We start from the raw sequence: 13,343 nt of genomic DNA, 5'->3' as shown, positions 1-13,343 counted from the left end.
AGACTTAATTGAATTTTATTTTTTTACTGAGAATAAACATATTATCTTTATTGATAGTAATTACCATTCGTTTGTGGGGTATTAGTTCTTCTTTAATAATAGCTTGTGCGATAATAGTTTCAATATAGTGTTGAATATAGCGTTTAATCGGTCGTGCGCCATATTCTTCATCATAAGCATCTTTTAGTATTTTATTAACTACTTCTGATTCATAAGATAATTGTAAATTTTTTTCTTGTCTTAATCGTAATAATAAAGTATCTAATTCTTTAATAATAATTTCTGTTATTACTTTTTTACTTAATGGATTGAAGATAATAATTTCATCAATTCGATTAATAAATTCTGGTCGAAATGATTTTTTTAAGATATTTAATGATTGTTCTTTACTGTTATCTTTACCACTTAATAGTTCTTGTGAACCAAGATTTGAAGTCATAATAATTATTGTGTTTTTAAAGTCAATTAAGAGACCGTGACTGTCTGTAATTCTACCTTCATCAAGAATTTGTAATAAAATATTTAATACTTCAGGATGGGCTTTTTCGATTTCATCAAAAAGAATGATACTGTAAGGATTTCTTCTTACTTTTTCGGTTAATTGTCCACCATTTTCATAACCAACATAGCCAGGAGGTGAACCTAGTAATTTGCTAACTGCGTGTTTTTCCATAAATTCTGACATATCAATACGAACCATATTTTTTTCGCTATCAAATAAAATATCAGCTAAGGTTCTGGCAACTTCAGTTTTTCCAACACCGGTTGGACCCAAGAAAATAAATGAACCAATTGGACGATTGGGATCTTTAATACCAGCACGAGCTCTAATTAAAGCATCACTTACCAACTGTAGGGCATTACTTTGACCTTTAATTCTTGTATTTAAAGTTAAGGGTAATTTTAATAATTTTTCTTTTTCGGTTGCTAATAAACGAGTAACAGGAATGCCGGTTCATTTTGCAACAACTTTTGCAATATCTTCACTAGTAACATCTTCGCGTAGTAAAGGATTATCTTTTTTTATATTTTCACTATCTTTAAGTTCTTTTTCTAAGTTGGGAATAATACTATATTGTAGTTCACCAGCTTTTGTAAAATTACCTGATAATTGATACAATTCTAGTTCTGATTTAGCATTTTCTAATTTATTTTTTAAACTAGTAATATGGTCTAATGCTGACTTTTCTTTGATTCATTTATCTTCTAATTGTTGTAAAGTATTTTTTTTAGTTTTTAATTGTTTATCGACTTCAATTAGTCTTGTTTGCGAGTTTTCATCTTTTTCTTTGCTTAAGGCTGCTTGTTCAATTTTTAATTGTAAGACTTTTCTTCTTATATCATCTAAATCACTAGGAACCGAAGCAATTTCAGTTTTAATACTAGCACAAGCTTCATCAATTAAGTCAATTGCTTTATCAGGTAAGTAACGATCATTAATATATTTATTAGATAGATAAACAGCTTCTCGTAATGCACTATCATGAATTTTTACACCATGATAAGCTTCAAAACGTTCTTTTAAACCACGTAAGATAGCAGTTGTATCTTCTGTTGTTGGTTCTTTAATAATCATCTTACGAAATCTTCGTTCAAGGGCTGCATCTTTTTCAATGTATTGACGATATTCGTCAAGCGTTGTGGCACCAATACAACGTAGCTCACCACGCGCTAACATTGGTTTTAGTAAATTAGAAGCATCCATTGAACCTTGTGTTCTACCAGCACCAACAATTAAATGTAGTTCATCAATAAATAAAATAATTTTTCCATTAGAATTTTTAATTTGGTTAATAACCGCTTTTAATCGTTCTTCAAACTCACCTTGGAATTTAGCGCCAGCAATTAGTGCTCCCATATCTAGTTCATAAATAATTTTATCTTTTAAGTTACTAGGAACATCACCACGAACAATACGTTGGGCTAAACCTTCAATAATAGCAGTTTTACCAATACCAGGTAAACCGATTAAGACGGGGTTGTTTTTAGTTTTTCGTGAGAGTATTTCTTCTACTTTACGAATATCTTCATCACGTCCAATAATAGGATCCATTTTTCCTGTTTTAGCTTGTACAATTAGATTACGAGCGAATTTATCAATAATTTTAGGATCATTACTATAGTTAGGGATTTCATTTAATTGCATAATGTCACTCCTCTTTTTAGCACTATAATTACTTGATTGCTAATCATATTAATATACTAACAAATAAAATTAGCAGTTTCAAGTAGTAACTGCTAATTTTATATTTAATTGACTTAGGGATAAGTATTTTCAATTAAAGAAACTTAATATAATATTAATATTTGTGATAGATCTTGTAGGTATTTTAGATCTTAAATATATATTTCTCGTGTAAATAATATATATCATATTTTTAAAAGAATTGATATACTAATTACATAATTGCTAGATAAAAATAAATAATAGTAATTTAATAACTTTTAAATATTAAATTTATAAGGAAATATTATGAAACAATTTAAACAAAAATTAATTTTATTACTTAGTGCTAGCAGTTTATTAGTAACCTCAGTATTAAGTATTAGTTTTAATAATAAAAATCATCAAACTAGTAATAGTAAAGTTAGCGGCTTTCATATTACTGTTAAGTCATCAAATCGTAACTTAGTTAATAGTATTAAATCTTGAAATAATGATTCACAATATTTATATAATAATGTTAAAAATACACCATTAAATGTTAATTTTGATAGTTATGATCAAATTATTAATAATGATTGAACACATAGTAATATTGAAACCAATGATATTATTAATGATCAAGGTTATAGTCAATTAAAAAATATTATTAATGATAATAGTAGTTATTTTAAAAATGCAGAAGGTTTTCTTACTGCAGGTGTTTTTGGTCATACTTTTAATGAAAAAAGTAATAATTTAATTTTACAATATCATCAAACAATTAAAGAAAGTATTGATGCAGGACTTTTTGCAACAATATATGAAGCAAGTGACATTAATACTTTAATGGAAGTTCCATATAATTTACAACCAACTACTAATTTTCAAAAATCTAATTTTGAAACGCGTGCTAAAATATTTCCAATTGGACCATTTGCAAATACTAAGGATAGTTTTAGTAATGAAATGTTTGTTTTTTATGTGCATCCTCCTTTTAAAAAATTAGGATTAGAAATTTCTATTAATAATGAAAACAGAGAAATAAAAAAAATTGTTAAAACTAATAGTAATAAAACTTTTGACTATGCTATTTTAAACCAAGATTATAGTAAAAATAAGCCCACTATATATAATGTTAAATGAAATGATAGTGATGGTAGTACTGTTTTAAGACAAGAAACACTTACTATTAATAGTTCTATGCCAGACATTCAAGTTATTAATGAAAAAGAAGATAAATCATCATTAATTCATCAATATTTTATTAATGATGAAAAAAATAGTAATTTACAAATGATTGCTTTTAGTCAAATTAAATCAGAAGCTGTTATTACTGCTAATGTTAGTGAAGATAAATGAACATATCAGCGTGTTGATGATAATCTTGTTCCGCAAGAAGAAAAGGTAACACCTATTTCAAATCAACCATTAAAAACATATCAATCTGAAGATCATACTATTTATTTATTACAAAGAATAGTAAATGATAAAGTTGATAATTCTTCAAGACAATATTTAAATATTTATAATATTAATCCTTTATCAACTAAGTTTTCTGGTTTTACTAATTTTGCTAATAGTCAATCTGGTATTGAATTTAATCAGTATTTACAAGAAACTACTAATATAGATTGTGCAATTGATGTACTAAATCCAGGTCAATTACATTATTGATTATTATTTTATGAGCACGATTTAATTACTCATTTATATGCTAATGTTAAACATGATGAAAAAAATAAAAATAACCCTTTTGCTTTAGCAGAAATAAAACCAAAGACAACAACTTTAATTAATAATTGAAATATTATAATTATTGGTAGTACTTTTTTATTAGTTATTATTGCTATTCCAGTAGTTATAGCAATATTAAGAAGAATAAAAATTAAAAAGTAAGTGGTTAATTGAAGTAAGCCTAGTCATTATAGATATAGTTTATTAAATTTTAATCATATAGATAGTATAAAAATTTATGTAATATTGATAAAAATAATTAAATTTTCGATACTAAATATAGAAAATATGATATTATTTTTTTAAAACTTAATATAAGTTTTAAATTCATTACTTATTCAAAAGTAAATGAGTTTTTTTATTTTTTTAAAAAAGGAGAAGTTAATAATGACTTGATTAGAAGTAGAAAAGGCAATTGCAGATTTAGATGAAAGACAAAAAGATGAAACTAATTTTATATTAGTTGATAGTAATTATCATCCAGAAATGACTAAGAAAAAATACAAATACTGAAAAAAATTTAAAACAAAACATTCAACAGCAGCAAAAACATTAAAAATTATTTCTGCATCTACTAAAGGACTTGTTAAGGGGGGTTATGAAGGTATTCCTGAAGGTGCTGTTAGAGGTACTATTATTGGTGCTGGTGGTGTTTTGGTTACAACTTTTTTTGTATCTCCACCTGCCGGCATTATTGTTGCAGGAGCTGCTGTTGCTGGTGGTGTTACTTATGCAGTTGTTAAAGGTAGTCATGTAGCTATTATAAAAGGAAAAGTAGCAGCAAAAAAATTTGATGAAAAGAAAAAAGTACAAAAACAAGATTTAGAAGAAGCACAAAAACACGCAATAAATTCTAATACAGATTTACAAAATAAAACAAAAACTAAATCAAAAAAATCAATTAATTTATAGGATAGGTAATTTTTAATTTCATTAAATTGTGGAAAACTATTTTTATTTTTATTTTAAATTTTTGTATTAAAATAAGTGTTATTTAATAAATATAAATCTTATTTAATTATTGATAAAAGCATGTTAAAATTGTAAAGAATTATATTATAGAAGAGGATAAGTATGGAAAATAAAAACCAAGAAGTTAATTTTGAAAATAATAGTGAAAATACATTTCCAAGAACTAAGTTTTTTCTAAGTGTTGGTTATTTAATAATACAAGTATTAATTCCAGGAATTATTCTTTTTTTTACTACTAGTACTGATTTTACTTTTAAATTGCCTTTTTGAATAATGGTACTTTCTAGTTTAAGTTTAATTATATTTACTTTTATTATAACCTTTATTACATATAAGTTAAAATTACATCAATTAGATCAATTTACATATAGTATTCCATTTGCTTTTGTTTTATCATTATTTTATTTGTCAGGATACTTTTTAACTCCTCAACAAATTTTAATACGTTTTATTATTTCAATCACTGGTGCTGTTATTGGTATTTTTTTAACGAGTATTATTTTATTATTAGTATTAAGAAAAAAACAAAAAAAATCATATATTAAGTTATAATAAGTGATATAAATCTAAAAAAATAAAACGAAAAAAAGGCGCGTAATATATGTTACGCACCTTTTTAAATATATGTTTTTTATTTACTGTATAAAAATTATTCAATATCTAATTCTCATACGAGGCTTTTTAATAATCTGTGTATCTTTGTTTTACAAAGTTACTAATTTAGATTAATTCTGTCTTCAAATTTTATCATAAAATGAGCAATTGCTGTATTTCAATTTTGAATAGGCAATGTTCATTTTTTTGTTATATTTTCAATTGCCAAGTAAAATATTTTGAAAACTGCCATATCATTAGGAAAAACTTTTTTTATTTCTGATGATTTTTCGTAATTGACTATTAACAGATTCAATAGCATTTGTAGTATAAATCACTCTTTTGATTTCTACTGGATAACTAATAAAAACCATTAAATTATCTCAATTTTTATATCAAGATTTAGTAATTTGAGGATATTGTTTATTTCATTTACTTTCAAACGATTCTAAAGCTTGCATTGCTTGTTCTTCACTACATGCACTATAAATTGGTTTTAAATCTGCAACTAGACCTTTTCGATGTTTGTATGAAACATATTTTAAACTATTTCTAATTTGATGAACAATGCATAATTGATGTTCTGTTTTAGGATAAACTGATTGTATTGCTTCTGACATGCCTGTTAAATTATCACTACAAGCAATAAGAATATCATTTAAGCCACGATTTTTCATTTCTGTGAAATTAGATAATCAAAACTTAGAACCTTCATTTTCACTAATTCATAATCCTAAAACATCTTTTTTGCCTTCTAAATCAACTCCTAATGCTATATAAACTGATTTGTTAATAATCCGTTTATCTTGTCGTACTTTAACTACTATACAATCAAAATAAACAATAGGATAAATACTTTCTAATGGTCGATTTTGTCATGCTTTAACATCATCAATAACATCATCAGTAATTTGACTAATAACACTTTCACTAATATCAGCACCATGATATAACTCTTGCAACTGCATTCTAATGTCAGATAATGTCATTCCTTTTGCATACAAGGAAAGAACTTGTTGATCAAAACCATCAAATCTTCTTTGCCTTTTAGGAACTATTACAGGAGTAAAATTACTATTGCGATCTCTTGGTACATCAATTTCAATTTTACCTTGTTGAGTTATTAATTTTTTTGAACTTGTACCATTACGAGCATTTTCAGTAGTACTATGTTGATTTTTTTCATATCCTAAATAATTTTGCATTTCAGAATTCAACATTTTTTCAACTAATCTTTTTGTTAATTCTTTATATAAACCGCCAGGTTTAAAAACTGTTGTTAAATCTTCAGTATTTTCTAGTAATAAATCTACTGCTTTTGATATTGGATCATTATTATTAAAGTTATCTTTTTTAGCCATCTGTAACTCACTCTTTCTAGTCATTTAATTATATTTACTAGAATTAATTAAACATAGTTATTTTTGTAAGTTACACAGATTACTAAACATTTCCTCACTTTCTTCATCATTGAAAGTAGGAATAATAACAACTTTGTTACTTATATATAAGTTAAGATAACTAGTGACAAGTTTTTGATTTGCTAGGATACGATTATGATAAATGTTAAAATCAATCATTTTAATATCATCACTATTACGAACGTCATTTTTTGGTAAAGGAATTTTTATAATTTTATATTTTTTGCCATGAGCATTTATTGATTTTGATAATACATCTCAACAATTTTTAACAGCAAGATAACGATCATCAATAGTATTTTCTGTTCAACTTAATAAAATAGTATTACTATCAAGTATACACATGATATTATCTAATCTTCCTTTGGTTTCATCATATGGTAATCCATAAGGTATTCAAATAATATTTACAACATTTAGATAGTCTTTTAAATACATTTCTATTTGCTCTTGTGATAAATTAGGATTACGTTCTTGGCATAAAATACCTTCATAACTAGCAAAACAAGTACCTTCACCATCTAACATAATCATGCTAGATTCTAAAATGATTGGTAGAAAATAGTAATCAATTTTTTGTAGTTCAAATATTTTGTATGCTACCATATCATCATCATTTCAAGGTGAATAAATACCTGCTATTTCTCCACCTCAAGCATTAAAATTAAATTTTAAGCCTCTAATATTCTTTGTTTCTTTATTTTGAAGAAAGATTGGACCATAATCACGAATAAAGCAATCATTAGTAGACATTTCGATAATTGTAATATTTTTATTTAATAAATTTCTAGCATTATTAAATTGATTTTTACTAACAATCATATTTACATGTTCATGTTCACTAATAATATTAGCAAGTTTACTTATTTTTTCTTGTGCTGGTTTAGCGCCTAATCTTCAATTATCGGTTCTTTCTGGTCATACCATTCAACATTGTTGATGTTCTAAAAATTCAGGAATAACATAAAAATCATCACTATTTGGTGTTGAATAAATTTTTTGTGCCATTAATAGTAGCTTTCCTTTCTTACTTAGTAGCTACTGAATAATTCCCTTATTTTATTGATGATTCCTTTTTTTATTATACTAATAATTTTATTTTTTTTATTCATTTGAAGAATTATTATTTTTGATATTTTTTAATATTTCTTCAATGTTTTTAACTCTAGTGTTGGTATTATCATATTTAAAGCGTAATTCTGGAACTTTATATTTATTACTTGTTTTAGCAAGTGCGCTTCGACAAAAACCTTTCGCTTTTTCTAAAGCAGTACTAATGGTTTTAATATCTAAATTATCTAAGTAAACTGTTCAATAAATGGTAGCATAACTGTTATCTTTTGTTATTTTTACATTAGTAATAGTGATATCTTTGAAAAGAATATTTTTTGATTCTTTTTTTAATATATTAGTAATTTCTTTTTTTAAGAAACTTTCTTGTTGTTCAAATTTAATGATAGACATCCTATTTTGTCTCCACTTCTTCTACTAAATATGATTCAATAATATCATTTTCTTTTAAGTCATTAAAATTTTTAATAGTAATACCGCATTGAGTTTCTTTTTTAGCAATTTTTAAATCATTTTTTTCATGTTTTAAACCACTGATTTCACCGTTATAAATAACAACATCATCACGAATGATATGAACTTTGCTATTACGTTGAATGAAACCATTAATGACAACACAACCAGCAATTGTTCCTACTTTTGAAAAATGAAAAGTTTTAATAACTCGTGCTTGACCAAGAATTTTATCTTCATAAGTTGGTTCTAATAAACCTTTAGCAGCCAATTCTAATTCTTCAGTTATTTTATAAATGATATTATGTAATCTAATTTCAACACCGGCATTGTTAGCAGCTTCACGAATAACATGATTGGGGCGAACATTGAAACCATAAATAATACTTCGTGAAGTTTGAGCAAGTTTAATATCTGATTCACTAATACCACCAATAGTTGCTCTAATAAACTTAACAGTAATATCATTAACATTAATTTTATTTACTGCTTGAACGATTGCTTGCACTGAACCTTGAGTATCTGCTCGTAAAATAACATTAATTTGTTTTAATTCACCTGTAGCAACATCTTGTGTTAAATTACCTAAACTAATTTGTCGATTATTTCTAATTTTATTTGTTTCTTCTGTTTGGCGTACTAGTGCTACTTTTCTTGCTAATTTATCATCATTAAAAACAATAAAAGATTCACCAGGAGTAGGGGCTGTTTCAAATCCTAAAACTTGAACAGGCATTGAAGGTCCGGCTTTAGTAATTATTTTACCAGTATCATTAATAAGGCGTTTAATTTTTCCTTTAACACTACCCGCAACTACAATATCAGTAACTTTTAGTGTTCCACCTTGTATTAATAAAGTACAAATTGAACCAACATTTTTATCATGATGAGATTCGATAACAGTTCCATTAGCAAATCGATTTGGATTAGCATTTAGTTCTTTTAATTCAGCAATTACTAATATTGCTTCTAATAATTCATCAATTCCTTGATTTTTTAAAGCACTACCATAAACAAAAATAGTATCGCCACCTCATTCTTCACTAGTTAAATCACAATTAGCTAGTTCATTCATAATGCGATCAGTATTAACATTTGGTTTATCCATTTTATTAACAAAAACAATAATTGAAACACCAGCTACTTTTGCATGGTCAATTGCTTCACGAGTTTGTGGCATCACACCATCATCACCAGCAACTACTAAAACAACAATATCAGTAATTTTAGAACCACGTGAACGCATTTCAGTAAATGCTTCGTGACCTGGGGTATCAATAAAAGTAATTAATTTATTATTAGTTTTAATTTGATAAGCACCAATATGTTGAGTAATACCACCGTGTTCTTGATTAGTAACTTTAGAATTACGGATAGTATCTAATAGTGTTGTTTTTCCATGATCAACGTGGCCCATAATTGTAACAACAGGTGGTCGAGTTACTAAATTTTTTTTATCATCTTCGAGATTAATATTTTCTAATAAGTTTTCATATGTTACCACTTTAGCTTTTTCAAAATCAATATTTCATTCCAAACAAAGTTCAAGCATTAATTCTTGAGTTAATATTTGATTTTGATTAAATAGTTTGCCTTGTTTCATGAAGTATTTAATAATGTCAGTTACTGGATGATGCAATGCTTTAGCAAATTCTGAAATAGTTAATGGTTCGTTATATAAAAATACTCCTTTTTCATTAATTTGAGATGTTTTTTGTTTTAGTTGTTGATTAATATTTTGTGTTTGTTGAGATATTCGTTTTTTTGCCATTTGCATCCCGCCTTTCGCTTGGGAAAATTAATCTCAATTTTTTTTAATTTCATTAATTAATTGTTCATAAAATTCATTTGGAATTTTTGTTTTTAATGCTCGTTCTAATGCCTGCTTTTTAATAAGCAAAGGTATTAATTCAAGTTTAGGTTGGATGTAGGCACCTCGACCATTTTGTTTGCCAGTTTTATCAATGAATAATTGTCCTTCTTTATTAATAACAATTCTAATTAATTCACGTTTAGGTAAAATAGTATTTGTAACTATACATTTACGCATTGGTATTTTTTTACGTTGAATTAAAGGTATTTTATTCATAACGACCTACTTTATTGTTTATTGATTTTTATTTTTTCATTGTGTTTTTTTTAATAATTCAGATATAAACTTTTCATATTCACTTTCTTTAATATTACCATTTCAAGTAAATTTAATATTATTTTCTTTTGCTTGTTCTAATGAAGTAATATTAATATTTCAGTGAGTTACACCGGCAACTAATTTAGCAGCCATACCATTTTTACCAATAGCTAATGATAATTGTTCAGTAGGAACAATAATATTTGCTTGTTTTTCTTCTTCATTAATATCAATTGAAATAACTTTAGCTGGTGTTAAAGCGTTAATTATATATTCTTTTATATTAGGATTTCAGGCAATAATGTCAATTTTTTCGCCACTTAATTCTTGCGTAATTAGTTTTGTTCTTTCGCCTTTTGGGCCAATACATGCACCAATCCCATCAATGCTTGGATCATGACTAACAATTGCAACCTTAGCTCTAATTCCAGGAATACGAGCAATATCTTTAACTTCGATTACACCTTGTGCGATTTCAGGAACTTCTAATTCTAGTAAACAACGTAAAAAATTAACGTGAGTTCTTGATGCTAAAATTTGACCATAGTTTTTATTTTTAATAATATCTTCAACATAAAATTTGATATAAGTATTATTAGCGATTGGTTTATTTTTTGGTAAGATCTCACTAGGGATTTGATTTTGTTTTGGTAAGAAAGCATAGGCTCTACCAATTTTAATTAACATATAAGTTTCTTCAACGCTTTCAATAGTACCAATTAATATGTGATCTTTTTTATCAATAAATTCATCATAAATTGATGTTTTTTCTGCTTCACGAATTGATTGTTTAACTACTTGAATGGCTTTAAAAATTGATAAACGAGAGAATTGATCACTAGGAATTATTTGCGTATATGTATCACCAATTGTTAAGCCGGGATTCTTTGTTTTAATAGTTGAAAGTGCAATTTCTAATTCAGGATCTTCAACTTTTGGAACAACAATTAAATCCTTTAAAATTTTAATAGTACCTTTATTTTGATCAATTTCAATTCTGATATTTGTACTATCATCACGATGACTTTGATATTCATATGCTTTTTTTAGTCCTTCTTTTAAAGCTTCAATGATATCTTCTTTTGCTATTTGTTTTTCTTCAGCAATTTCATTTATGGCATTTAAAATGATTTGACTAATTTCTTTGTCCACTTTTTCTCCTCCTTGTTTTTTATAAACATTGTTGTTTATTATTTAATAGTATTTGAAATAGATTTATTTCAAAATGAAAATATACTTAAATAAAAAAATATATTACACTAGAAATAATAAAGACAGCTGGTAGCTGTCTTGCTATAATTCTAATTCATTGTTCATTATACAATATTATTAATTTGAAAACAATAGAAATTTATTAAAGGATAGAGTTTTATTATCGTAGATTATATTGTAGAAATATCTTTCATTATATTAATGGTAATTTTCAAGTTTTAAATTGATTAAATATAATTATTTATATAGTCGTAATTGTTTTTGTTCTATTATCATTGAAAGATATAACATTCATTTTAAAGTTTCTATTTTTTTAAAATCAAGGGGAACTAAATCGATTTTCAATACTAATTTGTTCTTATATTGATATTAATTTCCTATATATTCTGCTTATCAAAGATTAGACATTTTTTTAAAATATTTTCAAACATTAGTAAAAATGTTAAGATTTATTTATTAAATTTTATTAAATAATAAAAATTTGGAGTAAATATTATGAGTAAAAATAAGAAAAAGAATGAAAATATTAGTATTGTAGTTTTTATTTCATTAATAATTATTATCACTATTATATTTTTGATTAAGTCATTATTTAAAGGTTTAGAAAAATGAATTGTTAATAATGTTTGAATAACTATAATTATTATATTTTCTATAATTATTGTTTCAATTTTAACTACTATTATATTGGCAAATAAATATTTAAAATATAAAAAAAATTATTTTAATTTAGAAAAAAGTAAAGAAATAGAATATTCTTATCAAATAATAGAATTAGAAAATCGAATTAAAAATTATGAAAAAATTTATCCAAATTTAAAAAATTTTGAACATCCTTATCAATATAATGATAATTTAAATAATACGTTAGGTATTAAAGGTGAATTAATTGTTAAAGAAAAAATAATAAGTATGTTTAATGAAGAAGATTTACAATTATTTAACAATTTATATTTACCATCTATTGAAGGAAAAATTAATCAAATTGATCATTTATTAATTTTAAATAGTTGTATTTTTATAATTGAGACTAAAAATTGATCTTTAAAAACTTATGGAGATTATTTTAAAAAAAATTGAATCCAATATCATGGTGAAAGACAAGAATTTATTCCATCACCTCTTTATCAAAATAGAAGTCATGTTAGAACTATTCTGTATCTTTTAAAAAAAGAAAACATTAATTTAAAACAATTTAAATTTTTTAGTCTTGTAGTATTTGTTCAAAATAATTTACAAATTACTGAAAATAGTAACTTAAAAATAAATGAGAAAGCATTAAATTTATTTGAATTATCTGAATATATTAAAAATAAAATTGAAGAAAATTCAGGAAAATGTACTTCTTCTTCTAATATTCAAAGAAATATAATGAATCAAATTATTTTAAATAATAATAATCCAGAAAACATTCAAATTCATAAAGAACAATTAGACTATTAAAAACACAGTTATAAGCGAACAAAATTTAATAAATTAATTTTTCTAATAATCTTCTGTCCTTGAAATTTTAATTAAAAAAATGTATTTTTATTTTCTGTTCTTAATTTTTAAATATAAAAAAACCTGAAAAATTTTCAGGTCTTTTTACATTATATTACTCAATAAT

Annotated in this window: 10 protein-coding genes and 1 pseudogene; 4 read left to right on the top strand and 7 right to left on the bottom strand. The window is 24.9% G+C overall.

What is annotated here, in order from left to right; genetic code table 4:
- Window positions 1-4 precede the first annotated feature (4 nt).
- Complete coding sequence (locus AACK89_RS05860; protein ID WP_338977901.1) at window positions 5-2,146, bottom strand: ATP-dependent Clp protease ATP-binding subunit; 2,142 nt, start codon at window positions 2,144-2,146, stop codon at window positions 5-7.
- 327 nt (window positions 2,147-2,473) lie between these two features.
- Here AACK89_RS05860 and AACK89_RS05855 point away from each other — a divergent pair, with 327 nt between their 5' ends.
- From AACK89_RS05855 to AACK89_RS05845, 3 genes are all read left to right on the top strand, one after another.
- Window positions 2,474-4,042: a hypothetical protein gene (locus tag AACK89_RS05855; RefSeq protein ID WP_338976120.1), complete on the top strand. Its 1,569-nt coding sequence runs from the start codon at window positions 2,474-2,476 to the stop codon at window positions 4,040-4,042.
- A 225-nt stretch (window positions 4,043-4,267) separates the two neighbouring features.
- Window positions 4,268-4,792 carry a hypothetical protein gene (locus AACK89_RS05850; protein ID WP_338977898.1) on the top strand — a complete coding sequence of 175 codons (525 nt, stop codon included), beginning with the start codon at window positions 4,268-4,270 and terminating at the stop codon, window positions 4,790-4,792.
- Between the two features lie 162 nt (window positions 4,793-4,954).
- On the top strand, window positions 4,955-5,404 hold the full coding sequence (locus AACK89_RS05845; RefSeq protein ID WP_338977897.1) for a DxFTY motif-containing membrane protein: 450 nt from the start codon (window positions 4,955-4,957) through the stop codon (window positions 5,402-5,404).
- 163 nt (window positions 5,405-5,567) lie between these two features.
- On the opposite strand, the pseudogene AACK89_RS05840 reads toward AACK89_RS05845, so the two are convergent.
- The 6 genes and pseudogenes from AACK89_RS05840 to nusA all read right to left on the bottom strand — a co-directional run bounded on the left by AACK89_RS05840 (window position 5,568) and on the right by nusA (window position 11,674).
- Window positions 5,568-6,807: pseudogene (locus AACK89_RS05840) on the bottom strand (IS256 family transposase).
- 57 nt (window positions 6,808-6,864) lie between these two features.
- Complete coding sequence (locus AACK89_RS05835) at window positions 6,865-7,875, bottom strand: agmatine deiminase family protein (protein ID WP_338977895.1); 1,011 nt, start codon at window positions 7,873-7,875, stop codon at window positions 6,865-6,867.
- Window positions 7,876-7,971: 96 nt separating this feature from the next.
- On the bottom strand, window positions 7,972-8,331 hold the full coding sequence (gene rbfA, locus AACK89_RS05830; protein ID WP_281747920.1) for a 30S ribosome-binding factor RbfA: 360 nt from the start codon (window positions 8,329-8,331) through the stop codon (window positions 7,972-7,974).
- Window position 8,332: 1 nt separating this feature from the next.
- Complete coding sequence (gene infB, locus AACK89_RS05825) at window positions 8,333-10,168, bottom strand: translation initiation factor IF-2 (RefSeq protein WP_338977892.1); 1,836 nt, start codon at window positions 10,166-10,168, stop codon at window positions 8,333-8,335.
- 21 nt (window positions 10,169-10,189) lie between these two features.
- Window positions 10,190-10,480 (bottom strand): RNase P modulator RnpM, encoded by a 291-nt coding sequence (gene rnpM, locus AACK89_RS05820; protein ID WP_338977889.1) that lies wholly within the window; start codon window positions 10,478-10,480, stop codon window positions 10,190-10,192.
- Window positions 10,481-10,498: 18 nt separating this feature from the next.
- Entirely contained in the window at window positions 10,499-11,674 is a 1,176-nt protein-coding gene (nusA, locus tag AACK89_RS05815) for a transcription termination factor NusA (RefSeq protein WP_338977886.1), read from the bottom strand.
- Window positions 11,675-12,229: 555 nt separating this feature from the next.
- Here nusA and AACK89_RS05810 point away from each other — a divergent pair.
- Window positions 12,230-13,177 (top strand): nuclease-related domain-containing protein, encoded by a 948-nt coding sequence (locus tag AACK89_RS05810; protein WP_338977883.1) that lies wholly within the window; start codon window positions 12,230-12,232, stop codon window positions 13,175-13,177.
- Window positions 13,178-13,343 lie beyond the last annotated feature (166 nt).

Origin of the sequence: Spiroplasma endosymbiont of Panzeria rudis, assembly GCF_964019705.1 — a bacterium.
Taxonomy (GTDB): Bacteria; Bacillota_I; Bacilli_A; order Mycoplasmatales; family VBWQ01; genus Spiroplasma_E; species Spiroplasma_E ixodetis_A.
The sequence above is the reverse complement of the archived record's forward strand: the minus strand, read 5'-3'. Positions and strand labels throughout refer to the sequence as shown.